This window comes from Candidatus Weimeria sp. HCP3S3_B5 (assembly GCF_052064335.1).
GTDB lineage: Bacteria > Bacillota > Clostridia > Lachnospirales > Lachnospiraceae > Weimeria.
On sequence record NZ_JBQHVU010000002.1, the window covers coordinates 39475 to 65814 of the forward strand.

General features: G+C 46.6%; 29 protein-coding genes and 1 tRNA gene. 25 read left to right on the forward strand and 5 right to left on the reverse strand.

The genetic code is table 11. The features are described 5' to 3' along the window. Window position 1 precedes the first annotated feature (1 nt). On the reverse strand, window positions 2–655 hold the full coding sequence (locus ACTNCK_RS01470) for a phosphatase PAP2 family protein (RefSeq protein WP_441080554.1): 654 nt from the start codon (window positions 653–655) through the stop codon (window positions 2–4). A 75-nt stretch (window positions 656–730) separates the two neighbouring features. Here ACTNCK_RS01470 and ACTNCK_RS01475 point away from each other — a divergent pair, with 75 nt between their 5' ends. The 24 genes from ACTNCK_RS01475 to rlmD all read left to right on the forward strand — a co-directional run bounded on the left by ACTNCK_RS01475 (window position 731) and on the right by rlmD (window position 21200). Beyond that, the gene (locus tag ACTNCK_RS01475; protein ID WP_441080555.1) at window positions 731–2149 is read left to right on the forward strand and encodes a L,D-transpeptidase family protein; all 1419 of its coding nucleotides are present in this window, start codon (window positions 731–733) and stop codon (window positions 2147–2149) included. A 20-nt stretch (window positions 2150–2169) separates the two neighbouring features. After that, on the forward strand, window positions 2170–3234 hold the full coding sequence (locus ACTNCK_RS01480; protein WP_441080556.1) for a pyridoxal phosphate-dependent aminotransferase: 1065 nt from the start codon (window positions 2170–2172) through the stop codon (window positions 3232–3234). 2 nt (window positions 3235–3236) lie between these two features. Beyond that, complete coding sequence (locus ACTNCK_RS01485; protein ID WP_441080557.1) at window positions 3237–3740, forward strand: COG2426 family protein; 504 nt, start codon at window positions 3237–3239, stop codon at window positions 3738–3740. Window positions 3741–3750: 10 nt separating this feature from the next. Further along, window positions 3751–3930: a hypothetical protein gene (locus ACTNCK_RS01490; RefSeq protein ID WP_441080559.1), complete on the forward strand. Its 180-nt coding sequence runs from the start codon at window positions 3751–3753 to the stop codon at window positions 3928–3930. A gap of 80 nt (window positions 3931–4010) precedes the next feature. After that, the gene (gene pfkA, locus ACTNCK_RS01495; protein WP_441080560.1) at window positions 4011–5018 is read left to right on the forward strand and encodes a 6-phosphofructokinase; all 1008 of its coding nucleotides are present in this window, start codon (window positions 4011–4013) and stop codon (window positions 5016–5018) included. Window positions 5019–5082: 64 nt separating this feature from the next. After that, window positions 5083–5871: a TrmH family RNA methyltransferase gene (locus tag ACTNCK_RS01500; protein WP_441080561.1), complete on the forward strand. Its 789-nt coding sequence runs from the start codon at window positions 5083–5085 to the stop codon at window positions 5869–5871. After that, the gene (locus ACTNCK_RS01505; protein WP_441080562.1) at window positions 5868–6131 is read left to right on the forward strand and encodes a hypothetical protein; all 264 of its coding nucleotides are present in this window, start codon (window positions 5868–5870) and stop codon (window positions 6129–6131) included. Before ACTNCK_RS01500 ends, ACTNCK_RS01505 begins: the two co-directional genes overlap by 4 nt. Window positions 6132–6214: 83 nt before the next feature. Continuing rightward, complete coding sequence (locus ACTNCK_RS01510; protein WP_441080731.1) at window positions 6215–6862, forward strand: GTP pyrophosphokinase; 648 nt, start codon at window positions 6215–6217, stop codon at window positions 6860–6862. After that, window positions 6863–7342, forward strand: coding sequence for a gamma carbonic anhydrase family protein (locus tag ACTNCK_RS01515; RefSeq protein ID WP_441080563.1), 480 nt, complete (start codon window positions 6863–6865; stop codon window positions 7340–7342). 23 nt (window positions 7343–7365) lie between these two features. After that, window positions 7366–7497 carry a hypothetical protein gene (locus ACTNCK_RS01520; protein WP_441080564.1) on the forward strand — a complete coding sequence of 44 codons (132 nt, stop codon included), beginning with the start codon at window positions 7366–7368 and terminating at the stop codon, window positions 7495–7497. Window positions 7498–7602: 105 nt separating this feature from the next. Further along, a tRNA-Gly gene (locus ACTNCK_RS01525) sits at window positions 7603–7675 on the forward strand. A gap of 126 nt (window positions 7676–7801) precedes the next feature. Continuing rightward, window positions 7802–8020, forward strand: a complete 219-nt coding sequence (locus tag ACTNCK_RS01530) for a YjfB family protein (protein WP_441080566.1) — start codon at window positions 7802–7804, stop codon at window positions 8018–8020. A 106-nt stretch (window positions 8021–8126) separates the two neighbouring features. Further along, a complete protein-coding gene (thyA, locus tag ACTNCK_RS01535) occupies window positions 8127–9083 on the forward strand; it encodes a thymidylate synthase (RefSeq protein WP_441080567.1) in 957 nt (318 codons plus the stop codon). Between the two features lie 16 nt (window positions 9084–9099). Next, window positions 9100–9621, forward strand: coding sequence for a dihydrofolate reductase (locus ACTNCK_RS01540; RefSeq protein ID WP_441080568.1), 522 nt, complete (start codon window positions 9100–9102; stop codon window positions 9619–9621). Continuing rightward, complete coding sequence (ilvB, locus tag ACTNCK_RS01545; RefSeq protein ID WP_441080569.1) at window positions 9597–11327, forward strand: biosynthetic-type acetolactate synthase large subunit; 1731 nt, start codon at window positions 9597–9599, stop codon at window positions 11325–11327. The genes ACTNCK_RS01540 and ilvB overlap by 25 nt, the downstream gene beginning before the upstream one ends. 5 nt (window positions 11328–11332) lie before the next feature. Continuing rightward, window positions 11333–11830 carry an acetolactate synthase small subunit gene (gene ilvN, locus ACTNCK_RS01550; protein ID WP_441080732.1) on the forward strand — a complete coding sequence of 166 codons (498 nt, stop codon included), beginning with the start codon at window positions 11333–11335 and terminating at the stop codon, window positions 11828–11830. Window positions 11831–12082: 252 nt separating this feature from the next. Further along, window positions 12083–13117, forward strand: coding sequence for a phosphatidylinositol-specific phospholipase C domain-containing protein (locus ACTNCK_RS01555; protein WP_441080570.1), 1035 nt, complete (start codon window positions 12083–12085; stop codon window positions 13115–13117). Between the two features lie 42 nt (window positions 13118–13159). Further along, a complete protein-coding gene (locus tag ACTNCK_RS01560) occupies window positions 13160–14374 on the forward strand; it encodes a DUF4317 domain-containing protein (protein WP_441080571.1) in 1215 nt (404 codons plus the stop codon). Between the two features lie 117 nt (window positions 14375–14491). Beyond that, window positions 14492–15889 (forward strand): asparagine--tRNA ligase, encoded by a 1398-nt coding sequence (asnS, locus tag ACTNCK_RS01565; protein WP_441080573.1) that lies wholly within the window; start codon window positions 14492–14494, stop codon window positions 15887–15889. Window positions 15890–15923: 34 nt separating this feature from the next. After that, a complete protein-coding gene (gene asnA, locus ACTNCK_RS01570) occupies window positions 15924–16934 on the forward strand; it encodes an aspartate--ammonia ligase (RefSeq protein WP_441080574.1) in 1011 nt (336 codons plus the stop codon). Beyond that, entirely contained in the window at window positions 16931–17218 is a 288-nt protein-coding gene (locus tag ACTNCK_RS01575; protein ID WP_441080575.1) for a YerC/YecD family TrpR-related protein, read from the forward strand. Before asnA ends, ACTNCK_RS01575 begins: the two co-directional genes overlap by 4 nt. Next, complete coding sequence (locus ACTNCK_RS01580) at window positions 17219–19567, forward strand: ATP-dependent helicase (RefSeq protein ID WP_441080576.1); 2349 nt, start codon at window positions 17219–17221, stop codon at window positions 19565–19567. A gap of 65 nt (window positions 19568–19632) precedes the next feature. Further along, window positions 19633–19953: a hypothetical protein gene (locus ACTNCK_RS01585; RefSeq protein WP_441080577.1), complete on the forward strand. Its 321-nt coding sequence runs from the start codon at window positions 19633–19635 to the stop codon at window positions 19951–19953. A 62-nt stretch (window positions 19954–20015) separates the two neighbouring features. Next, window positions 20016–21200 (forward strand): 23S rRNA (uracil(1939)-C(5))-methyltransferase RlmD, encoded by a 1185-nt coding sequence (gene rlmD / locus ACTNCK_RS01590; RefSeq protein WP_441080578.1) that lies wholly within the window; start codon window positions 20016–20018, stop codon window positions 21198–21200. Here rlmD and ACTNCK_RS01595 read toward each other — a convergent pair. Beyond that, window positions 21183–22163 carry an alpha/beta fold hydrolase gene (locus tag ACTNCK_RS01595; RefSeq protein ID WP_441080579.1) on the reverse strand — a complete coding sequence of 327 codons (981 nt, stop codon included), beginning with the start codon at window positions 22161–22163 and terminating at the stop codon, window positions 21183–21185. The genes rlmD and ACTNCK_RS01595 overlap by 18 nt on opposite strands. Next, on the reverse strand, window positions 22160–22891 hold the full coding sequence (locus tag ACTNCK_RS01600) for a glycerophosphodiester phosphodiesterase (RefSeq protein ID WP_441080580.1): 732 nt from the start codon (window positions 22889–22891) through the stop codon (window positions 22160–22162). The genes ACTNCK_RS01595 and ACTNCK_RS01600 overlap by 4 nt, the downstream gene beginning before the upstream one ends. Window positions 22892–23020: 129 nt before the next feature. Here ACTNCK_RS01600 and ACTNCK_RS01605 point away from each other — a divergent pair, with 129 nt between their 5' ends. Next, window positions 23021–24505, forward strand: a complete 1485-nt coding sequence (locus tag ACTNCK_RS01605; protein ID WP_441080581.1) for an MFS transporter — start codon at window positions 23021–23023, stop codon at window positions 24503–24505. A gap of 86 nt (window positions 24506–24591) precedes the next feature. On the opposite strand, the gene ACTNCK_RS01610 is transcribed toward ACTNCK_RS01605, so the two are convergent. Both ACTNCK_RS01610 and ACTNCK_RS01615 read right to left on the reverse strand, forming a co-directional pair. Then, a complete protein-coding gene (locus ACTNCK_RS01610) occupies window positions 24592–25602 on the reverse strand; it encodes a GGGtGRT protein (RefSeq protein WP_441080582.1) in 1011 nt (336 codons plus the stop codon). Between the two features lie 17 nt (window positions 25603–25619). Continuing rightward, complete coding sequence (locus tag ACTNCK_RS01615; RefSeq protein WP_441080583.1) at window positions 25620–26312, reverse strand: iron-sulfur cluster assembly scaffold protein; 693 nt, start codon at window positions 26310–26312, stop codon at window positions 25620–25622. Window positions 26313–26340: the final 28 nt, after the last annotated feature.

The window sequence follows — 26340 nt, forward strand, 5'->3', positions numbered from 1 at the left end:
ACTAGTCCAGCCAGGCAGGGATCCGGACCCATTTGAAAAATACAGGATAGAGGACAGAAAACATTATAAATGCCCCTATTATATCAAGTATAGTATGCTGCTTTATAAATACTGTTGAGAGTATGATAAGAATAGCTATGACAGGTGCAGCAATACGGTTAAGCCTGCTATTTCTGGCCTCCTTTGATCTCTCGATAGCTGTGCATATCACGAGCGAATTGTAGACGTGGATCGAGGGCATCACATTTGTCGGAGTATCAGCGGCATAGATAGCACCGACCATTTTTGAAAAAACATCATTTCTCAGAGAGGAAGGCCGCAGCTCCTGCGCATTTGGGAAGACGATGGATACTATTATGAATATTGTCATGCCTGAAAACAGCGCAAACGCTATCCTGTAGTACTCATCTCCATCATCGTGGAGAAAGGCCGGCAGAAGCCCCCATACATGGTAGAAAAACCACAGATAATATGCGATTACGAACTGGGGTATGAATGGGATCATATGGTCGAATTGGGTGTCGAGAATGAAGAAATGTCTGTTGACAAGTACATGCTCAATGATATAGAAACACACCAGATATATTATGAAATAGGAAAGGACAGCTATCCTTTTCCTTTTCTTATATAAAAAATCCTTTACCTTTATACTCATGGTGGATATTGTATCATAGAATACAATTGAAAAAAAGAGCTTTTTGTAGTACCATAGGCACGTTAAGGAAAAACTATGAAAAAGAAAATCATGATACCAATAGCTGTGGTTACGGCCGCAGCGGCAGTCTATGCAGGAGGCTGCGCATACTTTGGCAGTCATATGCTGCCTAACAGCGTTCTTGTCGAGGAGGACGCATCAAATCAGGACAGGAAGGGCATAATAGACATTCTCGACAGGGATGCGGATTCATATACCCTTGAGATAGACGGAGATTCTACAACCGACGTGATCTACGGTAAGGAGGTTTCCCTGGAGCTTGACGGAGCAGCCAGGGAGAGGGCAGCAGACCAGATCCTTTCATCTCAGAATGTGGCATCATGGCCTTTAAGGTTCTTTGGCGGCAAAAAGGAGGTCTTAGTCCCGGCACTTTCAGCAGACTTTGACAAGGCCTTACTGGATAAGCGGATAGATGAGCTATCGGCTGTGAATGAAAAAGCGAGAAAGTCAGAAAATGCATCCTGCAAGCTAAAGGGAGAGAAGTTCGTTATAGTGCCTGAGGTCTATGGCACACAGATAAAGAAGGAGACCCTGAAGCAGAATATAATAGATTCCCTTTCGACTCTTTCAGACCGGCTTGACCTGAGAAAGAGCGGCTGCTACAAGGATCCTTCGATAAAGAAAAATGACCCAGTCCTTAAGAAAGCAGAGAAGAAGCTTAATGCATATCTTAAGCCCAATATAAGTTACAGGCTTGGAGGAAGATCGGTTACCGTTTCGAAGGAGGACCAGGCAAAGTGGTTTAAGGCTGATAAAAAGGGCAATGTAAGCTTTGATGATGATGCCATCTATGCATTTGTCAGAAGCTGCGGCTATAAGTACAATACCTTCGGACTGCCGAGAAAGCTTAAGACCCAGTATGGCAAGACAGTTACCATAAAGGGCGGAGACTACGGCTGGTGGATAAACTATCCTGCAGAGGTAAAGCAGCTCAAGGCCGATGTAAAGGCCGGTAAAGATGTGAAGAGAGATTTCATCTATCACAGCGAGGCGGCAAATCACGGCCCGGCAGCAAGCGACTACGGTGACACCTATGCCGAGGTCAATATAGGTGAGCAGCATATGTTCATGATAGTAAAGGGAAAGAAGGTCCTTGAATCCGACTTCGTATCAGGAAACACAAGTCTGAACCGCGGTACGCCTACAGGCACATATACGATCAAGTACAAGGAAAAGGATGCGACACTTAATGGAGAAAACTATTCCACACCGGTAAGCTGGTGGATGCCGTTTAACGGCGGTATCGGCTTCCATGACGCACCATGGCGTCACGGCAGGTTCGGCGGAGAGATCTACAAGACAGCAGGATCCCACGGCTGTATAAACCTTCCGCCGGAGGTGGCAAAGAAGCTTTTTACCTATGTATATAAGGGTATGCCGGTACTGGTATATAATTACAAGGCAAAGGATACGAAAAAAGCAGCTGAGGATTGATCAGAGAAAAGAGAAAGATTATGAGCACCTGGGAAGAAAAAGTTCATAAGGTGACTCCCTATACTCCGGGAGAACAGCCGAAGAATAAGAATGTGATAAAGCTTAATACGAATGAGAACCCATATCCGCCGGCCTCCTCTGTAAAGAGGATAATAGAGTCGGCTGACTATGAGGTCCTGCGCAGATATCCGGATCCGCTGGCATCCGGACTATTACAGGCTCTCTCTGACAGCTACGGAGTTCCTAAGGATCAGATCTTCGTAGGAGTAGGCTCTGATGATGTGCTTGCAATGAGCTTCCTTACCTTCTTTACATCAGGAGAGAGAATCCTTTTCCCTGATGTGACCTATTCGTTCTATGACGTGTGGGCAGATGAATTCCGTATACCATTTGATACAGTACCCTTAAGGGAAGATCTTTCTATAGATAAGGAAGGCTTTATCGGTAAAAACGCTGGCGGAATAGTGATTCCCAATCCTAATGCTCCTACAGGTCTTGATGCCGGAGTAGATACGCTTGAGGAGATCATAAGGGATAATCCCCAGTGCGTTGTGATAATAGACGAGGCATATGTGGACTTCGGAGCAGAATCGGTTCTGCCGCTTATAGACAAGTATGACAATCTGCTTGTGACACAGACCTTCTCGAAGTCAAGGGCCCTTGCCGGCAGCAGGATAGGCTTTGCCTTCGGCAGCAGGAAGCTTATAAAGTATCTGAATGATGTAAAGTTTTCATTTAATTCATACACTATGGACTATATCACCCAGCAGGTGGGTATAGCCTCACTTCAGGACAGGGATTATTTCAGGATGCGCTGTCTTGAGATAATAAATGAAAGAGAACGCGCCAAGAAGGAATTTAGCCGGCTGGGATTTGATTTTCCGGACTCTAAGAGCAATTTCATCTTTGTCCACCACAAGGACAGAAGTGCAGTCGATATCTTCAATGCCCTGAGGGAAAATGATATTTATGTAAGACATTTTGACGGAGAACGCACAGGAGACTATCTGAGAGTCACTATAGGTACAAGAGAGCAGATGGACGCCCTGTTTGGATTCCTTTCTGACTATCTTGGGGAGGGCTGACATTGAACTCTTTTGTGACATGGTTTGCAGGGACCCTGGGTAAGTATATATCGAAGGAGCTTGCGGTCTTTATCATAAGTCTCTTCCCTATCCTTGAATGCAGGGGAGGCCTTATTGCCTCGGCTCTTCTTAAGGTTCCGATCCTTAAGGCAATCCCTATCTGCATAATCGGAAATATAATCCCTATCCCATTCATCCTTCTTTTCATAAGAAAGATTCTTGACTGGATGAAGGGCACCAGGCTGCACGGGATTTCGGAATGGGTGGAATCGCATGCCCTGAAACGGTCCGGCAAGCTTAAAAGTGGTGAGTTCATTGCGCTAATGCTCTTTGTCGGAATTCCTCTTCCAGGAACAGGAGCCTGGACTGGAAGCCTCATAGCTGCTCTTCTTGGTATGGATATAAAGAAGGCAGTAATAGCAGAGCTTATAGGAGTTGCGATAGCGACATGTATAGTATCAGCCTTAAGTTACGGCCTTTTGGGTGCTATAGGCAGTCTTGGCTGAAGGAGGCAAAATGAGATTTGAAGGAGTGACAACAAACTTTGTCTGTCTTGTAGCAGGCGTCTTTATCTATCTTGGCATAATGCACACAGGCTGGGGAAAGGCTCATACCAGATATCAGGTCTTTATCATGATAGTATCTATCGCGGCAGCCTGTCTTGTGGGCGGGCTCATAAGACATTTCGTTATTTAGGCCATTTTGCTATTGAAAACTATGGTGAAAAGTCTTAAAATGTGAAAGATTGGAAAAAGATTTACGGAGGATTTTTTCTTATGGCAACAGAAGTAAATACAATCGCAGTTCTTACCAGCGGCGGTGATGCACCGGGAATGAATGCCTGCATCCGTGCAGTGGTACGTCAGGCGATCGCCAGAGGCAAAAAGGTCATGGGTATCCGCAGAGGATATGCAGGTCTTCTGAATGAGGAGATCGAGCCTATGGATACACACAGTGTTTCGGACATCATTTCACGCGGAGGTACTATTCTCCAGACCGCCAGATGTCTTGAGTTCAAGGAGCTTGAGTATCAGAAGCAGGCTGCTGAGATCTGCAGGAAGAAGAATATCGATGGTTTAGTTGTCATCGGAGGCGACGGTTCATTCAAGGGAGCACAGAAGCTTTCTGCTCAGGGCATCAATACCATAGGTGTTCCTGGAACCATAGATCTTGATATAGCCTGCACTGATTATACGATCGGATTCGATACTGCTGTAAATACAGCAATGGAGGCCATCGATAAGGTAAGGGATACCTCTACCTCACATGAGAGATGCTCTATCATCGAGGTAATGGGAAGAGGTGCCGGATATATAGCTTTATGGTGCGGCATAGCAAACGGAGCAGAGGATGTACTTCTTCCTGAGCTCTATGACTATGACGAGCAGACTATAGTAAACCATATCATTGACGGCAGACGCCGCGGCAAGCAGCACCATATCATAGTAAATGCCGAGGGAATAGGACATTCAGCATCGATGGCAAAGCGTATCGAGGCAGCAACCGGAATCGAGACAAGAGCTACTATCCTTGGACATATGCAGCGAGGCGGATCTCCTACAGCCAAGGACAGGGTATATGCTTCAACTATGGGAGCTATGGCAGTCGATCTGCTCTGCGAGGGCAAGTCAGACAGACTTGTGGCTCATAAGCATGGTGATTTTGTGGATTTCGATATCGATGAGGCTCTTGCAATGCAAAAGACCCTTGATCCGTATCAGGTAGAGATCTGCAAGACTCTTGGAAACAGCGACTACAAGCTTCCTCCTATCAAGAAGGACTGATACAGGGATAACGCTGTGAGCGGGGCTGTGAATCATTAGCTTCACAGTCCCTTTTTATTTGCCTATGTATATATCTTCAAGAAATAATGATATAATAAAACATATCAGAAAAATAAAGACGAACTCAAGGATCAGAAGGAAAGAGGGACTGTTTTTTGCTGAGGGAAGACGGCTTATATCAGAGACTCCGCCAGAGCTTTTGTCCCAGGTCATCGTGGCAGAGGACTTTAAGCCAAAGGATACTTGGGCTGATAAGAGGCTTGAGAGACTTCTTAAGGACTTTGACGGGATCGTTACAGTAAGTGATCAGGTCTTTTCAGAGATATCTGAGACAAGCCACAGTCAGGGGATAGCAGCCCTTGTAAGATGTCCTGTCTATAAGCCGTCTGACCTGCTGGGAGATGTGCCTCTGCTTCTTGTGCTTGAGAATATTCAGGACCCCGGTAATCTGGGGACCATGATAAGGACCTCGCTTGGAGCCGGAGCGACCGGAATAGTTATGACAGAGGGCTGTGTAGATATCTTTTCTCCTAAGGTGGTGAGAGCCACTATGGGCGCTATCTACAGGATGCCCTTCATAGTTGTTTCCGATATCGGCTCACTGTCTGACAAGCTCCCGCAGGGTATCAGGCTTTTTGCTGCATCCCTTAATGGGAAGAGCTCCTACGATAGCTTTGACTACAGGCAGGGCTGCGGTTTTCTGATCGGTAACGAGGGAAGAGGCTTAAGCGAAAAGGCAGTAGAGGCAGCCGATCAGGAAATGCTAATCCCTATGGAGGGCGGCCTCGAGTCGCTCAATGCAGCAATGGCTGCTGGAATCCTGCTCTATGAGGCTCACAGACAGAGACAATGAAGATATGGTATAAGCTTGTCAGGAATAATCACATGATAAAGGATACGACAGTCTGTGATGATTCGGCTGACACAAGGACACATAAGATAATGCGCGGGACCGAGGAGGCCTGCCACAGGCTTGATACGGGAATCCCGATCTGGCTTGATGTAAATATAAGAGAATTCAAACGATTCGCAAGGACCCGTTTCACAAAGGATTCCTTTGTTGAGGGGCTTGATGCGGATTATCTTGAGATTGAGGTTATAGAGGAGGATTAGGATCCTCCCCTGCAAGGAGAGTTATTATGGATCAGGTAGAATATGTCCGTGAGTTGGCCGGCCACAAGGAGATCGACACATGGATGAGGACAATGCTTCTCTACAATTCTGCGATCAAGGAGATCGGCACCAAGATAGATATTCTGAATGAAGAGTTTCAGGAGACTCACCGTTATAATCCGATCGAATATGTAAAGAGCAGGGTCAAGTCGCCGGAGAGCATAGCAAAAAAGCTCAGGAGATACGGCTTCGAGGATGATATCTTAAATATGGTGACTCACTGCAATGATATAGCAGGGACAAGGATAGTATGCTCCTTTACCTCGGATATATACAGGCTGGCCGATATGATAGGCCGTCAGTCTGATATCAATGTGATCTCGATAAAGGACTATATCAAGCATCCCAAGATAAGCGGCTACAAGAGCTACCATATGATAGTAAGCATTCCGATCTTTCTGTCGGATGCAGTGGTTGACACAAGGGTAGAGATTCAGATAAGGACCATGGCCATGGATTTCTGGGCCAGCCTCGAGCATAAGATCTACTACAAATTCGAGGGTCAGGCTCCTGACTATATAAGCCGGGATCTGAGAGAATGCTCTAAGATCGTCTCTATGCTTGATGCCAAGATGCTCTCGCTTAATGAAGCTGTCATAAAGGCCAAGAAGGAGCAGGATGCAAGTCTTATGTCCACAGATGATGATCTGCCTGCAGTAAGGGAGGGCTGAATGGATATTGATGAATCTGTATATATAGGTCCGGGTGCATTCATAAGCGATGATGTGACCCTTAGGGAAAATGTCTCTGTCTTTCCAAATGCGGTAATACGCGGAGATGAGGGAGCTATATTTGTTGACCGTGATACCAACATTCAGGACTGTGCTGTTCTTCATTGCGGCGACGGCTATACCGTTCATGTAGGAAGGGGAGTGACCATAGGTCACTCTGCCATTGTACATGGAAGCACAGTAGGCGATGACTCGCTTATAGGCATGGGTGCCATACTTCTGAACGGTGCTAAGGTAGGCTCATGCTGCATAATAGGCGCCGGTTCCCTTGTGACCGGTAAGATGGAGATCCCTGATGGCTACATGGCTTTCGGAAATCCGTGCCGTCTTATAAGGAAGCTTACTCCTGAAGAGATAGAGGGCAACAGAAAAAATGCCAGACTCTATGTGGAGCTGGCACGCGAAAAGCGCGGCCTGTAGGACGGGCTCTCTGGAGGAGGTATATGAAGAAAGATGACGAGAAAATAGAGACGAGAGTGGTTTTGACAGCCGCCATAATACTCTTTTCCTCCATAACTGGAAATGGTATGATTACTATATGCCAGTCGCAGTCCTCTTCGTCCTGGGCTTTATAGGATAAGGAAAATCGAAAAAAATAAAAAAAGTGCTTGACATCATATATAAAGTCTAGTATACTATCCATTGTCGCGAGTGATCAAACAGCAAGCGATAGGATATATGCGATGGTGGCGTAGTTGGTAACGCGCGACCTTGCCAAGGTCGAGACCGCGGGTTCGAGTCCCGTCCATCGCTCTTTTCAGGGGCTGCCGGAATGGCAGTCTTTTTTGTATCTATCAATCTTTTGCAAATAGAACATCTTCTTGCAATATGCATCGTAACATGAGATAATAGTGCTATAGATTTATCGGAGGTGACCATATGGATACTATGGATATAGCTTCATTATCAATGGGCCTTAGCCAATCGAGGACTATGGGCCAGGTAGGTACCCTGATGCTTGCCAAGTCACTCGATACCCAGAAGGATCTGGCAATGGGAGAGGTTGGCATGATAGAACAGGCACCGGCTCCTTCGAGGCCGGCAATGGAGAGATCGGTGAATCCTTCAGTCGGAGGAAATGTAGATCTCTATCTGTGACATAGGAGACAGGGTAAGCAGGAGACCATGAGTCTCCTGTTTTTTTAAGCCCTTTATTTTTTTGCAGTAATTTGGTAGAATAAGTAGATTATTGAAAGGATAAGAAATGAGCCAGGCAGACAGGATCTTTAGAGCGATGTGCAGGGATATAATAGATCACGGCACAGATACAAGGGGACAGGCGGTGCGTCCGCACTGGCCGGATGGAGAAGCAGCATATACGATAAAGCAGTTCGGTATCGTGAACAGATATGACCTGAGAGAGGAATTCCCAGCCCTTACATTCAGGCGCACAGCTATAAAGAGCGCGACAGACGAGATCCTCTGGATCTGGCAGAAGAAGTCTAATAATATAAAGGATCTCCACTCTCATATCTGGGATGAATGGGCAGGTAATGACGGAAGCATAGGAAAGGCCTACGGATATCAGCTGGCGAGGAAATACTGCTGGAAGGATATCACAGAGGAGGGGCTTATCAGGGTATATGGAAGCGCAGATGTGCCGATTGTTGGAGAGGGCGACCATATAGCAGCGCAGACCCATGTGGTATACAATTCTGACAGACAGATGTATATGATGGATCAGGTGGATAAGGTTCTCTATGATCTGAAGACCCATCCTTTCTCGAGAAGGATAATGACGAATCTGTATGATTTCTGTGACCTTCCGGAGATGAATCTCTATCCATGCGCTTACAGCGCTACCTTCAATGTGACAGAGGAGAAAGATGGTCTGGTTCTTAATATGGTCCTGAACCAACGCTCACAGGATACGCTTACAGCAAACAACTGGAATGTATGTCAGTATGCAGTGCTTTTGTCTATGATAGCAAGGGATGTGGGGATGAAGCCCGGGGTCCTTCTCCATGTGATAGCGGATGCCCATATCTATGACAGGCATGTGCCTCTTGTGGAGGAGCTTATATCAAGAGAAGAGCACCCGGCTCCGTCATTCTGGCTTAATCCTGACAAGAAGGATTTCTACTCCTTTACCAGAGATGATGTAAGGCTTGATGATTATGTGACAGGAGAACAGATAAAGGATATACCGGTGGCAATCTGAACCGGAAGGAGAAGATATGATAGCAATCGCAGCCGTTGACAAGAACTGGGGTATAGGATATAAGGGGAAGCTTCTTACCAGCATACCAAATGATATGAAGCTTTTTCGGAACGAGACAAAGGGAAATGTGATAATATGCGGGCGAAAGACCCTTGAGAGCTTTCCTGGTGGAAGGCCTCTGCCGGGACGAGTCAATATAGTGCTTACCTCCTTCCCTGGATACAGAAGCGGTGACGCTGTTGTTGTACATGATATGGACGAGCTTTTTGCGAAAATAAAGGATTATCCTGATAAAAATATATATGTTGCAGGCGGGGCATCGGTCTATTCAGAGCTTCTGCCATATTGTGAAAGGGCGCTTATCACGAGGATAGACTTCTCCTTTGACGCGGATACCTACTTCCCGGATCTTGATAAGGAGGAGGGTTGGAGGCTTGATGGCCTAAGCGAGGAGGAGACATACTTTGATCTGTGCTACACGTTTACAGAATACAGGAATGAGAAAGTAAAGAAATGGACATCACAGGAAGAAAACTGATAGTAAAGGCTCTTGCAGAGGAAGGCGTTGATACTGTTTTTGCATATCCCGGAGGGATGATCACGGATATAGTAGACGAGCTTTACAAGCAGGAGGACAAGTTCCGGCTTATCCTGCCGCGCCATGAGCAGGCTCTTGTCCATGAGGCAGAGGGCTATGCCAGAGCGACTGGTAAGCCGGCGGTATGTCTGGTTACAAGTGGCCCTGGAGCCACTAATGCAATCACCGGCATAGCAGATGCACATTATGACAGCATTCCTCTTGTTGTGATCACAGGACAGGTGGCCCAGCCTCTGATAGGAAACGATGCCTTCCAGGAGGTCGACATAGTCGGAATGACAAGAAGCATAGTAAAGTACGGTGTGACTGTCCGTGACAGGAAGGAACTCGGCCGTATACTGAAGATGGCTTTTTATATAGCTGCAAGCGGTAAGCCGGGCCCGGTGCTTATAGATATACCTAAGGATATACAGCAGAAGTCAGGCCCTGAGGAATATCCATCACACGTCGATATCAGAGGCTATAAGCCTAATACATCTGTCCATATAGGACAGCTGAAGCGGGCATACAAGACTCTTCGAAATGCGAAAAAGCCTCTGATCCTGGCGGGTGGCGGCATCCATATTTCGGGAGCAGAGAAGCTTCTTACTGAATTTGCCAGAAGGATGAGGGTGCCTGTAGTCACTACAGTGATGGGAAAGGGATCCATGCCTGAGGATGATCCGCTATATGTCGGAAACTCAGGAATGCATGGCAGATATGCTGCAAATATGGCAGAGATGGAATGTGATCTGCTCTTTTCCATAGGTACCCGTTTCAATGACAGGATCACCGGGGACCTGAATGAATTTGCGCCAAAAGCAAAGATCGTACATGTGGATATCGATACTGCCTCTATCTCGAGAAATGTAGTAGTGGATGTGCCTGTGGTATCTGACGCTTCTCTTGCCCTTACTCATCTGCTTGAATGGGCAGAACCCCTTGATACGGCTGACTGGCTGGCTCAGATAGCAGGCTGGCAGAAGGAGTATCCTCTTTCGGTAAAGGTAAAGGAGGGCCTGAATCCCCAGGTCATAATGGAGGATATAGCGGATGTGTTTGGAGAGGCCACATATGTAGCCGATGTGGGACAGCATCAGATGTGGGCCACACAGTTTTTGAAGCTTGTCGGGAATTCAAGGCTTTTTACCTCGGGAGGTCTGGGGACAATGGGATTCGGTTTTCCTGCATCCCTTGGCGCCAAGGCTGCGGATCCTGACAGGGCAGTCGTATGCATAACAGGTGACGGAGGCTTTCAGATGAATATGCAGGAGCTTGCGACATCGGTATGCGATGATATACCGGTGACCATATGTCTGATGAATAACAGATATCTGGGAATGGTGCGTCAGCAGCAGCAGTATTTCTACGGCAAGCGCTATGAGCTCACATATCTTGGAAAAAGAGACAGGAATGTCCTCCATCCGGACAGGTTTGAGAACATGGATCCGTTTTATGCCCCTGATTATATCAAGCTTGCGGCTTCATATGGAATAGATGGCATGAGGGTAAGTCGTGAGGAGGACATAATAAAGGCTCTTCAGGCCGCGTCAGCAGCCCAGAAGAATGGACATTCATATCTGGTTGAATTTGAGATATCACCGGAGGATGTCGTGCTTCCTATGGTAAAGGGCGGAATGGCAAACTCTGATATGATATTAAGGTGATCATGATGAAAAACAGATGGATTGCATTATATGTGGAAAATGAGGTCGGAGTCCTTGCAAAGGTGTCGGGCCTGTTTTCGGGAAAGAGCTATAATCTGCAGAGTCTTACAGTAGGGACGACAGAGCATGATGACGTCTCCAGGATGACTATAAGTGTAGAGGCCGATGATGTGACCTTTGAGCAGATAAAGAAGCAGCTCAATAGCATGGTCGAGGTGATAAAGGTAATGGACCTTACCGATGTTCCTATCCACAGCAAGGAGATCCTCTATGCCAAGATAGCAGGTATAGATTCAGAGGGTAAGGATGAGGCATTCCGTATAGCCCAGGCTTTCAGGATCAGGGTGATAGATATAGGAAAGGATTCACTGCTGCTCGAAAGCGCTCTTACAGAGCGAAGAAACAATGAGCTGGTCGCCCTGCTTAAGAAGACCTACCGCCGGATAGAGGTCGTACGAGGCGGAGCAGTCGCAATAGAGAGTATAAGTACAAGCTGTAGATGACCGGAAGCACAGAGACGAGGCCGAAAGCCTGTAGGCGAGAGCAAGCCGAAGGCGCAGCTCGAGCCACAGGCGAGGTCGTTCTCTGAGATTGGTGAGACCGAGCTGATAAGCGAAGGTCGAACCTAGCGAAGAGAACTTCCTTAGCAAAATAGGTGTGAGGTCCGAGGTCTGAGGTGCGAGGCCGAAAGCATAGAGATAAAGACGAGCTTAGCGAAAAGAACTTCCATGATTCATATACGATAGGACACGATAATGATAAACTTTTTTAAAGAACACAAAGACAGATGGCTTGCCTCCCTGATCGTTCTTATCCTTCTTATAGTATGCTTTGCAAACGCAGACAGCGGAGAGATAAGAGAGGCAGCTATTACAGATTCAAAGCATTACAAGCCGACAGCAGAGTGGATGAGAGATATAGCTGATGATACCTATCTTTCATCGATTTCTATTCCTGGGACACATGATAGCGCGGCCAGATATGTATTTCCTGAATATTCGCTCAGGACACAGAAAATGACTATTGCCGACCAGCTGACTAGCGGATACAGATACCTGGACATAAGGCTTGCTATCGAGAATACCAGAGAGGGCAAAAGGCTTGGATTTGTGCATAATCTGGGAAAATGCCGTAAGTCAAAGATCATCTTTTCAAAGCAGATATATCTTGACGAGGTTCTTGATCAGATATATGCCTTCCTGAAGGCGCATCCGTCAGAAACAGTCCTGTTCTGCGTAAAGGATGAGAACAGCAATGATAAGGCAGACGAGTTTGAAAGGCTTCTATTTAATGAGATAGACAAGAAACCGTCAGACTGGTATCTCGATGATACTATACCGAAGCTCTCTTCAGTTCGGAGCAGGATAGTGCTTTTAAGGCGCTTCAGTAATCCGCTGGCCAAAAGTGCCGGGCTTGATTTCAGCTGGGAGGATCAGGGAAGCAGTCAGGTCGTGGACCTGCCATATGTGAACTATCCGATAGGAGACAATGCGACGCTCTGGGTACAGGACAGATACAGATATACTGTTGCAGAGAAGGAGGACGCCTTTACCGATATGCTTGAGAATGTACAGCCGGATGATTCTACATTTACTCTGAATTTCCTTTCTACAACGAATGGAAGCGGAATATCGCATCCGGCCTCCTATGCATCGCTACTAAACGAAAAGCTCATGGGGATCGATCTGCATCCGAACACAAGCTACGGGATCATAGTCGTGGATTTCGGGACCAGACAGCTAGCACAGCATATCTACATGACAAACTATAAGACAGCAAACCAGCAATAAGGATCTGATGGCTCAATCGGCCATCAGCAGATGAAAAAGAGAATGACAAAGAAAGACATACAGGAGATAAAGAGGCGGTATACAAAGGACAAGCATAACTTTACCCGGATTGCCGGCTGCTATGTGGACAACGAGAAGAATAAGATCATAAGCTTTTCAGAGTCGCCTGAGCAGATGGCAGAGGATGATTTTTTCAAATACCTTGCTATAGCAGGCAAATGTCTGTCAGGAAAGATAAATGACAATATCCTCCAGCTGCCGTTTCCTGATACAGAAATACTTAACGGAGAGAGGTATGACCTGCTTCAGAGGCTCAGGAAAAGCGAGCTGAAGGACCAGGAGATATTGGAAGAGTTTTTTGACATAGTAATCGAAAACTATACTATAGCAGGAAATTTCCTGATGCTTCTGTTCCGCGATGTATATGACATACCGATGAAGACAAAGGACCAGCTGGATACAGATGAGTCAGAATATGTCTATGACTATATACTTGGAGCCATCTGTCCGGTAAACCTCTCAAAGGCCGCTCTTGGCTACAGGGAGGATACAAATGAGATAGGAGCCCTGAGGAGGGAATGGACCGTAAGCCCGGTGGAAAGCGGCTTCATGTTTCCGAGCTTTTCAGAGAGAAACGCTGATTTCAATACAGTGACCGTATACCAGAAGAATCCAAAGGCGCCGCACAGGGAATTCTTCGAGAACTGCCTTCATGCGACCTCAAGGCTTACCTCATCAGAGAAGAAAACGGCCTTTGAGCAGATGGTGAATAAATCCCTACCGGAGGATGACAAGGATATCCATTGCAGCATAGCAGATAACCTTAGTGAGTTCATCGAGAGGAAAACAGCAGAGCAGGCTCAGGATACTCCGGTTGCTATCAGCGGAGACGATGTGAAGGAGATCCTTACAAGCTCAGGAGTCGAGGAGATAAAGGCCGACAGGATAAAGGAGAGGTTTGAGGGTTTCTTTAACGATACTTTTAATGAGCCGGAGGCAGACGAGCTACTTGACAAGAGACTCTTAAAGGATAAGGAGCTTCGTGATGAAAAGGCAGCACTGGCAAGAGAGGTACATACTCTGCAGCAGCAGTTAAACGAGGCAGGAGCAGATCAGGAAGCCAATATCACTGTAAGGGTTCCGTCGGAAAGAGCCGCAGAGGTTACGACAGCCTTTATCGATGAGAAAAGATGTCTTGTCATACCACTTGATCCGGCGGATACGGCAAGGGTCAATGGAGAGGAGAAGGCATTGTGATCCACTTGTTTTTTCGATGCTAATGCGTTAAACTGTTAGTTTAGAGAAACAGGGCAGGCGATAAGCCCTTTTTATGAATTTATCGTATGATTTCAGTATATATAAAGGAGCAGCATAATGAGACAGGAGCTTACTGACGTAAAGCAGTTGTTTACAGACACAGAAAGATATGTCGGGACTACGGTAAAGGTAGCCGGATGGGTCAGGAGCAACCGCAGTTCCAAGAACGTGGGATTTCTCGTTGTAAATGACGGGACATACTTCACGCCGCTTCAGGTAGTCTATACAGCGGATACAAAGGATTTTGACAAGCTTGGTAGCATCAATGTAGGAACTGCCGTTATAGCAGAGGGAGAGCTTGTTGCCACGCCGGATGCAAAGCAGCCATTCGAGCTTTCGGCAAGGGTAGTGGAGATAGAGGGAGAGAGCACTCCTGATTACCCTCTTCAGAAGAAAAGACATACAATGGAGTATCTGCGTACCATACCGCATCTTAGGGCCCGTACCAATACATTCGAGGCTGTCTTTAAGGTAAGAAGTCTTGCAGCCTATGCTATCCATAAGTTTTTTCAGGAGAGGAACTTCGTATATGTCCACACTCCTCTTATCACCGGAAGCGATGCCGAGGGAGCAGGAGAGATGTTTCAGGTGACGACTCTTGATATGGATCAGCTACCTCGCACCGAGGACGGGGCTGTCGACTATTCTAAGGATTTCTTCGGAAAGGAGACCAACCTTACTGTATCAGGCCAGCTGAACGGAGAGACCTTTGCCCAGGCTTTTAAGAATATCTATACGTTCGGACCTACCTTCCGTGCAGAGAATTCCAATACCACAAGGCATGCGGCTGAGTTCTGGATGATAGAGCCGGAGATCGCCTTTGCCGACCTTGAGGATGATATGGAGCTTGCGGAGTCCATGCTTAAATACATCATAAACTATGTCCTGGAGAACGCGCCGGCCGAGATGGAGTTTTTCAACAGCTTTGTGGACAAGGGGCTTATCGAGAGACTTCATAATGTAGTAGACAATGATTTCGCCAGAGTCACCTATACAGAGGCAGTCGATATACTGATGAAGCATAACGACAAGTTCGATTACAAGGTGAGCTGGGGATGCGATCTGCAGACAGAGCATGAGAGATATCTGACAGAGCAGATCTACAAGAGACCTGTATTCGTGACTGACTATCCTAAGGAGATAAAGGCCTTCTATATGAAGCTGAACCCGGATGGAAAGACGGTTGCAGCAGTTGACTGCCTTGTACCGGGAATAGGCGAGATAATCGGAGGCTCACAGCGTGAGGATGACTTCGAGCTCCTTAAGAAGAGAATGGATGAGCTGGGAATGGACGAGAGTCAGTACGGTTTCTATCTCGATCTGAGGAAGTACGGTTCTACCCGTCATGCCGGATTCGGCCTGGGCTTCGAGAGATGCGTGATGTATCTTACAGGAATGGGCAATATCAGAGACGTGATTCCGTTCCCGCGTACAGTAGGTAACTGCGAGCTGTAATTTTATAAAAATATTTAGAAAAGGGAAAGAAAATATGGCAGGCATTATAATTCCGGATAATTACAAGCCGGTGCTGGGATTAAAGGAAACCCAGATCGCGATCAAGAGAGTAAAGGATTTCTTCCAGAGTCAGCTGTCAGCTGAGCTTAATCTTCACAGGGTTACGGCGCCTCTGTTCGTTACCCCTGAGTCAGGATTAAATGACAATCTGAACGGAGTTGAAAGACCGGTTTCCTTTGGTATCAGGGAGCTTGGCGATAAGAAGGTGGAGATAGTCCATTCGCTGGCCAAGTGGAAGAGGATGGCTCTGGGAAGATACGGCTTTCTTCCGGGAGAAGGCCTTTATACAGATATGAACGCGATCAGGCGTGATGAGGAAACGGACAATATACATTCTATATATGTGGACCAGTGGGACTGGGAGAAGGTCATCACACATGACAAAAGAAACGAATCCACTCTTATAGATACTGTAAAGAACGTATATGAGGCTCTTCGTGTGACTGAAAAGCATATGAGCAATCTCTACGATTATATTGACTGCTTCCTGCCGGAGGAGATCTTTTTTATAACCAGCCAGGAGCTTTTAGACAGATGGCCGGATATTACTGCTAAGGAAAGAGAGTACAGGATAGCAAAGGAGCATGGTGCAGTCTTCATACAGAAGATAGGAGGCCCGCTTTCCGATGGCAAGCCTCATGACGGCAGGGCTCCTGACTATGATGACTGGGAGCTGAACGGGGATATAATAGTATATTATCCAGTAGATGATATCTCACTTGAGCTGTCATCGATGGGTATAAGAGTGGATGAGATCTCTCTCCCTAAGCAGCTTAAGGCAGCAGGCTGTGAGGATCGCCTGTCGCTTCCTTTCCACAAGGCTATAATGGAGGGAAGGCTCCCATATACTATAGGCGGAGGGATCGGACAGTCGAGGATCTGTATGTTTTTCCTGAGAAAATGTCATATCGGTGAGGTTCAGGTATCGGTATGGCCGGAGAGTGATATAGAAGAGGCAGACAGACAAGGGGTGACACTTTTATGAGCAAGAATCTGCATTCACCGTCTATGGACAAACTCATGGATGCCCTCTGTTCCCTTACAGACAGGGATGAGGCATACCGTTTTATGGAGGATCTGTGCACGGTAGGCGAGCTTGAGGCAATGCAGCAGAGACTTCTGGTTGCTGCAATGCTTCGCCGCCATGATACCTATCAGGTAATAGCAGCAGATACAGGAGCATCGACAGCGACCATCAGCAGAGTAAGGCGTTCGCTCGATTACGGCGATGACGGCTATGATCTGATACTTAAAAGACTAGGATTATAAATGGAAGATTTGAGCAAAATACTTAACAAGGAACAGCTTGACGGGGTTCTCACGACCGAGGGCCCCGTTCTTATACTGGCTGGAGCCGGCTCAGGCAAGACCAGGGTCCTGACTCACAGGGTAGCCTATCTGATAGAGGAAAAAGGAGTAGCGCCATGGAACATTATGGCTATCACCTTTACGAACAAGGCCGCAAGGGAGATGCAGGAGAGGGTCGAGGCCTTAAGCGGGGCCAACAGCGGAGTATGGATTTCCACATTTCACTCAGCCTGTGTCAGGATCTTAAGACGCTTTTCTGAGAGGATAGGCTATAAGAGCGGCTTTTCCATATATGACTCGGAGGATTCAAGGACTCTTATCAGACATATCCTGAAGGAAAAGAATATAGATACGAAAAAGGTCAAGGAAAAATTTTTCCTTAACCAGATAAGTCATCTGAAGGATAGTCTTATTTCTCCAGAGTATTCGGAAAAGGGATTCTCCCATAGCTTTCCTGATGGACTGGTACCGGCTGTATACAGGGAGTATCAGGCCAGGCTTAAGGCCAATAATGCATTCGATTTCGATGATCTGATAGTAAAGACAGTAGAGCTTTTAAGTCATGATGAAGAGGTAAGGGCTTATTATAACGACAGGATCCATTATCTTATGGTCGACGAGTATCAGGATACAAATGCCGCCCAGTTCGAACTTATAAGGCTTCTTTCTGAGAAGAGGAGGAATCTCTGCGTCGTAGGAGATGATGACCAGTCTATATACAAATTCCGCGGAGCAGATATTGAAAATATTTTAAGCTTCGAGAAGCGCTTTCCTGATGCAAAGGTCATAAAGCTGGAGCAGAATTACCGCTCATATTCGACTATACTTGATGCTGCCAATGCTGTTATTAAGAATAATAAGGGCAGAAAGGCCAAGAAGCTTTTCTCCAGAAGGGGCCAGGGAGATAAGATTGTATTTAAGATGTTTGAAAGCGGCTATGAGGAGGCGGCTTTCATAGCAGATGATATAAGAAGAAAGGAAAAGAGCTTAAAGGACGATTTCAGGGATTTCGCAGTCCTTTACAGGACAAATGCCCAGTCCCGTCTTCTAGAGGAGAAGATGCTTTTGGAGAATATCCCTTACAGGATAGTCGGCGGTGTCAACTTCTATCAGAGAAGAGAGGTAAAGGATATGCTCGCCTATCTTCAGGTCATAGAGAATTCCTCAAACGATGTATCGGTCAGAAGGATCTTGAATGTGCCTAAGAGAGGCATAGGAGCTACAACTGAGGCCAAGGTCGCTTCGATCGCTGCTTCCAGCGGTATCTCATTCTTTGAGGCCCTCTCACGTGGAGTATCGGACGGAATGCTTGGCAGAAGCGGAAAAAAGATCACTGAGTTTACTGATCTGATTGAGAAGCTTACTGTCATGCTTAATGAGGACGGAGTTACAGGTCTGATAAAGGACATTGCTGAGCAGACAGGCTACCGGGCGGCTCTTAAGGCAGAAAACACAGATGAATCAGAGGAGAGGCTTCTTAATATCGACGAGCTGGTGAGCAAGGCAGCAGAGTTTGAAAGAAGGCTTAACGCTGATAAGGAGAATGAAGGGCTTACTAACGCCGAAAGACTTACCATGTTCCTTCAGGATGTGTCTCTGGTAACCGACGCAGATGCATCGGATGAAAGCGATAACAGGGTGACTCTTATGACAGTTCATGCTGCCAAGGGACTTGAGTTTGCCAATGTATATCTGGCAGGAATGGAGGATGGCCTCTTCCCTTCTTATATGTCGATCAATTCTGATACGTCAGATCAGGACATAGAGGAGGAGAGGAGACTTATGTATGTCGGGATCACAAGAGCCAAGGATTCTCTTACTATAACGGCAGCACGAGCCAGAATGGTTCATGGTGAGATCGAGTATTCCAATGTGAGCCGCTTTGTAAAGGAGATACCGGAGGACCTGATAGATGGCTATGTGCCCGGAGGAAAGGACAGATCTGATAAAGGAGGCTTTAATTTAGAGCATCAGCCTTCCTATACTACGGAGAAAAGGGAGGGCTACGGGAGCCTGGCATATGGAGGAGTCAGAGGCTATTCTGCGACCCCTGGAACAAAGAAAAGGACAAGGAAAAAGACGATTTCGACAGACTACACCAAAAAGCTTGATTCCTTAGTTCAAAAGGGCATGTCAAAGCAGACTGTCTTAGATTACGGGGTAGGAGACAGGGTCTCGCATCTCAAGTTCGGCGAGGGCCAGGTCACGGAGATCAAGGACATGGGTAAGGACTACGAGGTCACGGTAGAGTTTGAAAAGGCCGGCAGGAGGAAACTCTTCGCAGGATTTGCCAGGCTGAAAAAGGTCTGAGGGTTTACATTTCCCTTTGATGTGGTATAATTAAGATAAGTTTATCATACAGGTCAGGAGGTATTATGAAAATATTTTCCAGAGAACTGACAAAGGACGATCTGGCGGACCTGATAGATGTAAGCAAGCTTCTTAGGATACTTGATAAGCCTGCATCACTGGTCAGAAGCCGTGCGGAGATCAAACAGAAAAAGAAGGAGAAAACAGACATGAAAAAGCTGGTAAAGGGAATCCTGATTACAGTCGGAGTTGTAGCTGTTGTATGTGGTATCGCATATGCGCTCTACCGTTATTTCACGCCGGATTATGATGATGCGTTCGATGATGATTTCGATGACGCATTTGATGACGATGATGACGACCTCTTTGCGGAAGACAAGGACTGAGAGGATTTTACAGTAGTTAAGGCCGCAGCAGAAGCTGCGGCTTTTATTTTTGGAGATGACAGATGAGCTGTATTCATTTTGGGGATCCTGACAACTGTGGAGGATGCAGATACCAGGACATTCCCTATCAGGAGGAGCTTCTAAGGAAGCAGGAAAAGCTGCGTGAGCTTTTTATCGAGCCCCTGCCTGATTTCGATCAGATATTTGAGGGCATAACAGGCAATGAGGCCTGTGCCTACCGCAACAAGATGGAATTTACATTCGGAAACCGCTGTAAGGATGGTCCTCTGGAGCTTGGAATGCACAGAAAGGGGAGGTTCTACGATATAGTTTCAGTTCCGGACTGTCAGATTACTTCAGCTGATTTTGGCAGGATAACTGAGGCTGTATGCGGATATTTCAGGGAAAAGGGAACTGATTTTTACAGAAAGAGAGCCCATACAGGATATCTGAGGCATCTTCTGGTAAGAAAGGCCCATTTTACAGGCCAGATTCTTGTAGACCTGGTGAGTGCCGGCTATGAGGGATCTGATGAAAAGTCCCTGCTTTCGGGCTTTAAGGACAGGATCCTGTCTCTTGATCTTGACGGAGAGATAGCAGGTATCCTCCATACCAGGAATAATTCATTGGCTGATGCTGTAACGGATCAGGGAACAGAGGTCCTGTATGGAAATGACTTTTTCTATGAGAAGCTATGCGGCCTTACCTTCCGGATCTCTCCATTTTCCTTTTTCCAGACCAATTCAGCCGGAGCCGAAAAGCTATACGGCAAGGCCAAGGAATATATGCTTTCTGCTCTTTCAGGAGAAAAGCCATCAGAGGTCTTTGACCTTTATTCAGGGACCGGGACCATCACCCAGATCGTTTCCTCCTATGCCACTCATGTGACAGGAGTGGAGATAGTTCCTGAGGCAGTGGAGGCGGCAAGGGCAAATGCAGGGCTGAACGGGATCTCAAACTGTTCATTTATATGCGGAGATGTGTTCAAGGTAATTGAAGGACTTGAAGAGCGTCCCGATATGATAATAGTCGACCCTCCAAGGGAGGGGCTGTCGCCAAAGGCTCTGTCAAAGATAGTATCCTATGATGTGGATTCGATAATCTATATAGCCTGCAAGCCGGCCTCCCTGGCAAGGGATATCCCGACCTTTACGGCTCATGGATACAGGACAGCCAGGCTGTCCTGCGTAGATATGTTTCCAAGGACCGACAATACTGAATGTATAGCCCTATTCACTAAGAGCTAGTTTTTCTGACAGCCAGGAGAATATATGTCTGTAGTAGTCCTTCCGGACCTGGTCGGTGGAATTAAAGATCTCATGCTTTGATGTCTGGTAGGTGATATGACGGGCATCCTTTACTTTTGATAGGAAGTCTCTGTATCCGGATGGATCAACCAGATGGTCACAGCCTGCCTCAAATACCAGAAGAGGGGTTTTAATGGATGCTGCCTTTTTTATTAGCTTCCTTGTGGCGGAGACAGAGGCCAGTGACCAGCCGAAGGTCGCTCCATAGGTCTGGTAATCAGGACAGGTTAGTCTCTGATCGAACAGATAGTCATATCTGGCCCTTGACTGGGCGCTTGATGTCTCGAAGACTCTTACTCCATCAAATCTTTGCTGGCCTACTGAGAGCATCCTTTCCTTATGGAAGAGATGGACATATAGCCACAGAAGTGCGATCTTTGCTCTTGATATCCCATTTGTCTGAATGCGTACCATGGGACTTGAAAGTATGGCAAGACAGAAGTCATCCGGATAGCTTTCTAGATAAAGGGAGGCGATCGCTCCTCCCATCGAATGGGCAAAAAGCACGGCAGGAATACCCTGAGGCTTCTTTACAGATACGATCCTGTCATAAAAGGTCTTCATATCGGATAAGTACTGGTCATAGCTTTTAATATATACCAGATCCTTTTCGGCAAGCTTGCCTCCTGAGAGGCCATGACCTCTCATCTCAGGGAAGAAGAAGCCGTAGCCCTCCCTGAAGAAATACCAGGACATCTCATGATATTTCCCGAAGAATTCGCAGAAGCCGTGAAAGATCACTATGATAGCCCTGGGCTTATCAGGTATCGCATAGTAGTAATGGATAGGAGTGCCGTCATATGAATCAAGGTAACCATCCTTTACAGCCTGTTCTCTCCATTCACGGCATGGCCCATCCATGGCCTCCCTGAAATCATCTTCACCAAGAATAGCTGTCATCATGCTCTCCCGTAAAGCCTTAAGGCCTTCTTAGGATAGTTAGTGATGATAGCATTTACTCCTGTCTCTTGACATAATTTCATATGCTTCTCCTCGTTAACTGTCCATACATTTACAGAAAGACCTCTGTTCCTGCATTCCTGAATGAAATCAGGGTACTGTATGTTATAGAGGGCAGGATGAAGTGCGTCCACTCCGTGAGTCTGGCCGTATGCAGGCATATCAATAGTGCCGTCGGCATATAGAAAGCCGGTCTTGGCCAGCGGATCGAGCCTTCTGATCTTCATCACAGAATAATGATTGAAGGAAGAGTAGATCACTCTGTCAGAAAAACCGTTTTTCTTTGTTAGCTTTACAATGTCATCCTCTATACCCGGATAGAAGTATATGCCGGTCTTTAGCTCTATGTTTATAGTAAGCTCTGTAGGACGCAGGGCATCGAATACCTCCTGCATGGTAGGAATCGTCACGCCCTCGTAGGCCTTGTTGCCGTTATCGAAATTAAAGGTCTTGAGCTGGGACAGGGTGTAGTCCTTTATCAGGCCGGATCCATTTGATGTCCTGTCTATGGTCTCGTCATGGCAGACTACTATCTTTTTATCCTTTGTGTATTGTATATCAAGTTCTACTCCGTCGGCTCCCATCAGGTTGGCAAGCTCGAATGCGGGGATAGTGTTCTCCGGCGCATATCCGCTGGCTCCTCTGTGAGCCCATACAAGTGGTGTGTTCATAAGCAATAACCTCCTTCCATTATTTTATAATTTTTCTGTCAGATATTCAACAATATTACGAACATTTTACTTTTAACGACGTATGGAAACTGATATAATGAAAATAGTTTATAAGAACGGAGGTATATTATGAAAGAGGAAAAAAATCATTCCAGAGGACTATGGGCACAGATGAGCTATGGAATGGCGGAATTTTTTAATGGAGGAGCCTTTGTGATAATCGGTTCCTTTTTCTCAGCTTTCCTGATAAAGGCAATGGGGATGCCGCCGGCCCTGGCCGGTACCGTACCACTTGTTGGAAATTTCTGGGATGCAATCACAGATCCCATTATGGGGAATATAACCGACCGGACCAGCAGGGAAATGGGACCGAAGAGGTTTTATATGCTTATAGGCTCGATTGCCACAGCCTTATCCTTCATGGCCATCTGGATCCCGTTTTCTTCATCGGCGGCAGCCATGACGGTCTTTTATATAGTCATGTACTGCCTCTTTTCCACAGGCTCTACCATCCTTATGGTACCCTACAATGGGCTGCTTGCAGATATGGTGGATGATTATGCGGTAAGGTCTAAGTTTTCAAATATGAGGATGATCTGGTCTACGCTCGGGGCTATGGTATGCGGAGTAGTCCCGACCTTTCTTATAGGAGATCCGACAGACGCCAGTCTCTATTTCAGATGCTGCGTGGTCTTCGGAATCTGTTTCCTTGTGACATGTCTTGTCACAGTAGCGGGCACCTGGGAGAAGCAGCATCCTCCGGTCAGGTCAAGGCTTATAGACAGTTTCGATCATGCAGGAAGCGTCTTTAAGAGCAGAAGCTTCCGTCTCTTTATCGGTATCTATCTGAGCGGACAGTGCGCAACGGATTTTGTGACAGGTATGGCAGTGTATTATGTAGATGATGTGCTGAATGGATATGGTAATCATTACTTTACCTATCTGATGGCTGCTATTATAGTTTCTCAGCTGGTTGGCATGATTATCTGGGGACCTGTGATGGAAAGGACATCAAAGCGTACCACTATACTGATAGGAGCTCCCATAAGGATAGCCTCAACTCTCCTTCTTATACCATTCTCCTATCAGGGAGTAAGCATAATTTTTGTCCTTCTTTTAGCCTGTGGGATAGGAATAGGAAATGCAGCGACTCTTACAAGCATATTTGCTATAATGGCTGATATGCCGGATGTGGATGAGCTTCTAACAGGAGTCAGGAGACCCGGAGTAGTATCCGGTATGTCGACCTTTGCCAGAAAGATTTCATCAGGACTTTCATCCTGGCTTACAGGAGTCCTTCTGGCGGCAGTGGGCTACAGTTCAAAGGTGGCGAAGGCCGGAGGAAGACAAAGTCTGTATACCCAGCATGGTATAGCTCTGATATTTATCCTGATGCCGGTAATCCTGTGTATACTGCTTTTTATCTTTGCGATGAAATTTCCTATGACAGAAAAGGAGTACAATGTGATAAAGCGTGATATAGCAAGGAGAAGAGGAGAGGATATTCCTGCTGCGACAGAGGAAGAAAGAAGGATCTGCGAGAGGGTATGTGGAATTTCATATAACAGACTCTTTGATCCTGCAAATGAATGGATAGGAAGACATAATAAGTAGTTTTCGGATAAAAAAACCGGCAGCGGCGGTCTGCGATCTCTCGCATCCGTCACTGCCGGTTCTTTTATTTACAGAAGAAAGAAGAATCAGAACTTTCCTGCCTTTGCAGCCTCCTCTATGGAAACGGCTACGGCAACTGTAGCACCTACCATAGGGTTGTTTCCCATTCCGATAAGACCCATCATCTCAACGTGAGCTGGAACTGATGATGATCCTGCGAACTGGGCGTCTGAATGCATACGTCCCATTGTATCAGTCATACCGTATGAAGCAGGACCTGCTGCCATATTATCCGGATGAAGGGTACGTCCTGTACCACCGCCTGATGCGACAGAGAAGTAAGGCTTTCCGGCCTCAACTCTTTCCTTCTTGTAGGTTCCTGCTACAGGATGCTGGAATCTGGTAGGGTTGGTTGAGTTTCCGGTGATAGAAACTCCTACGTTCTCATGCCACATGATAGCTACGCCTTCCTGTACATCATCGGCGCCGTAGCACTTTACAGAAGCTCTTACGCCCTTTGAATAAGGGGTCTCTGAAACTATGTTGAGCTTTGCGTTCTTGTAGTCATACTGGGTCTCTACGAATGTGAAACCGTTGATCCTTGAGATGATCTGGGCTGCATCCTTTCCAAGACCGTTAAGGATGACTCTCAGAGGATTCTTACGAACCTTATTGGCCATTGTAGCGATACCGATTGCACCCTCAGCTGCTGCGAAGGACTCGTGTCCAGCCAGGAAGCAGAAGCACTCTGTCTCCTCCTCGAGAAGCATCTTTCCCAGATTACCATGTCCAAGACCTACCTTACGGTGATCAGCAACCGATCCAGGAATACAGAAGGACTGGAGTCCCTCTCCGATAGCTGCTGCTGCGTCAGCTGCTCTCTTGCAGCCCTTCTTTATTGCGATGGCGGCGCCTACAGTGTAAGCCCACTTGGCGTTCTCGAAGCAGATACCCTGAACTCCCTCGACCATATGATATACATCGAGTCCGGCATCCTTTGTGATCTTCTCGGCTTCCTCGATATCCTTGATACCGTACTTATTCAGAGCCTCGGTGATCTGTTTTATTCTTGCATCATAATTTTCAAATAAAGCCATTATACGTCTCCTTTTTATCACTCTTTACGAGGATCGATAAACTTTACTGCGTCATCAATACGGCCATACTGACCCTTTGCCTTTTCCCAGGCAGTATTAGGATCGTCGCCCTTCTTGATGAAGTCTGTCATCTTGCCAAGAGAGACATACTTGTATCCGATAACCTCGTCATTCTCATCAAGAGCCAGATCAGTCACATAACCCTCTGTCATCTCGAGGTATCTGACACCCTTTGCCTTTGTACCATACATTGTGCCGACCTGAGAACGAAGTCCCTTTCCGAGATCCTCAAGTCCTGCTCCAACTGAAAGTCCGTCATCAGAGAATGCAGACTGTGAACGTCCGTAAACGATCTGAAGGAAGAGCTCTCTCATAGCGGTATTTATAGCATCGCATACGAGGTCTGTATTTAAAGCCTCAAGAATGGTCTTGCCCTGGAGAATCTCAGCTGCCATAGCTGCTGAATGAGTCATTCCTGAGCATCCGATGGTCTCGATAAGAGCCTCCTCAATTACACCGTTCTTGATATTAAGAGAAAGCTTGCAGGCACCCTGCTGAGGAGCACACCAGCCTACTCCGTGTGTGAAGCCTGAGATGTCCTCGATCTTTTTTGCATGAACCCACTTGCCCTCTTCAGGAATAGGTGCCGGCTCATGCTTAGCGCCTTTAGCTACAGGGCACATATTCTGCACTTCTGTTGTGTAAGTCATTGAAACTCCTTTCAAATACATACTTATC

Bases quoted from the DNA above. Each gene is read 5' to 3' on its own strand.
- ACTNCK_RS01470 (WP_441080554.1), bottom strand. From the start codon at position 655: ATGAGTATAAAGGTAAAGGATTTTTTATATAAGAAAAGGAAAAGGATA.
- ACTNCK_RS01475 (WP_441080555.1), top strand. From the start codon at position 731: ATGAAAAAGAAAATCATGATACCAATAGCTGTGGTTACGGCCGCAGCG.
- ACTNCK_RS01480 (WP_441080556.1), top strand. From the start codon at position 2,170: ATGAGCACCTGGGAAGAAAAAGTTCATAAGGTGACTCCCTATACTCCG.
- ACTNCK_RS01490 (WP_441080559.1), top strand. From the start codon at position 3,751: ATGAGATTTGAAGGAGTGACAACAAACTTTGTCTGTCTTGTAGCAGGC.
- pfkA (WP_441080560.1), top strand. From the start codon at position 4,011: ATGGCAACAGAAGTAAATACAATCGCAGTTCTTACCAGCGGCGGTGAT.
- ACTNCK_RS01500 (WP_441080561.1), top strand. From the start codon at position 5,083: ATGTATATATCTTCAAGAAATAATGATATAATAAAACATATCAGAAAA.
- ACTNCK_RS01505 (WP_441080562.1), top strand. From the start codon at position 5,868: ATGAAGATATGGTATAAGCTTGTCAGGAATAATCACATGATAAAGGAT.
- ACTNCK_RS01510 (WP_441080731.1), top strand. From the start codon at position 6,215: ATGAGGACAATGCTTCTCTACAATTCTGCGATCAAGGAGATCGGCACC.
- ACTNCK_RS01515 (WP_441080563.1), top strand. From the start codon at position 6,863: ATGGATATTGATGAATCTGTATATATAGGTCCGGGTGCATTCATAAGC.
- ACTNCK_RS01520 (WP_441080564.1), top strand. From the start codon at position 7,366: ATGAAGAAAGATGACGAGAAAATAGAGACGAGAGTGGTTTTGACAGCC.
- ACTNCK_RS01530 (WP_441080566.1), top strand. From the start codon at position 7,802: ATGGATACTATGGATATAGCTTCATTATCAATGGGCCTTAGCCAATCG.
- thyA (WP_441080567.1), top strand. From the start codon at position 8,127: ATGAGCCAGGCAGACAGGATCTTTAGAGCGATGTGCAGGGATATAATA.
- ACTNCK_RS01540 (WP_441080568.1), top strand. From the start codon at position 9,100: ATGATAGCAATCGCAGCCGTTGACAAGAACTGGGGTATAGGATATAAG.
- ilvB (WP_441080569.1), top strand. From the start codon at position 9,597: ATGGACATCACAGGAAGAAAACTGATAGTAAAGGCTCTTGCAGAGGAA.
- ilvN (WP_441080732.1), top strand. From the start codon at position 11,333: ATGAAAAACAGATGGATTGCATTATATGTGGAAAATGAGGTCGGAGTC.
- ACTNCK_RS01555 (WP_441080570.1), top strand. From the start codon at position 12,083: ATGATAAACTTTTTTAAAGAACACAAAGACAGATGGCTTGCCTCCCTG.
- ACTNCK_RS01560 (WP_441080571.1), top strand. From the start codon at position 13,160: ATGACAAAGAAAGACATACAGGAGATAAAGAGGCGGTATACAAAGGAC.
- asnS (WP_441080573.1), top strand. From the start codon at position 14,492: ATGAGACAGGAGCTTACTGACGTAAAGCAGTTGTTTACAGACACAGAA.
- asnA (WP_441080574.1), top strand. From the start codon at position 15,924: ATGGCAGGCATTATAATTCCGGATAATTACAAGCCGGTGCTGGGATTA.
- ACTNCK_RS01575 (WP_441080575.1), top strand. From the start codon at position 16,931: ATGAGCAAGAATCTGCATTCACCGTCTATGGACAAACTCATGGATGCC.
- ACTNCK_RS01580 (WP_441080576.1), top strand. From the start codon at position 17,219: ATGGAAGATTTGAGCAAAATACTTAACAAGGAACAGCTTGACGGGGTT.
- ACTNCK_RS01585 (WP_441080577.1), top strand. From the start codon at position 19,633: ATGAAAATATTTTCCAGAGAACTGACAAAGGACGATCTGGCGGACCTG.
- rlmD (WP_441080578.1), top strand. From the start codon at position 20,016: ATGAGCTGTATTCATTTTGGGGATCCTGACAACTGTGGAGGATGCAGA.
- ACTNCK_RS01595 (WP_441080579.1), bottom strand. From the start codon at position 22,163: ATGATGACAGCTATTCTTGGTGAAGATGATTTCAGGGAGGCCATGGAT.
- ACTNCK_RS01600 (WP_441080580.1), bottom strand. From the start codon at position 22,891: ATGAACACACCACTTGTATGGGCTCACAGAGGAGCCAGCGGATATGCG.
- ACTNCK_RS01605 (WP_441080581.1), top strand. From the start codon at position 23,021: ATGAAAGAGGAAAAAAATCATTCCAGAGGACTATGGGCACAGATGAGC.
- ACTNCK_RS01610 (WP_441080582.1), bottom strand. From the start codon at position 25,602: ATGGCTTTATTTGAAAATTATGATGCAAGAATAAAACAGATCACCGAG.
- ACTNCK_RS01615 (WP_441080583.1), bottom strand. From the start codon at position 26,312: ATGACTTACACAACAGAAGTGCAGAATATGTGCCCTGTAGCTAAAGGC.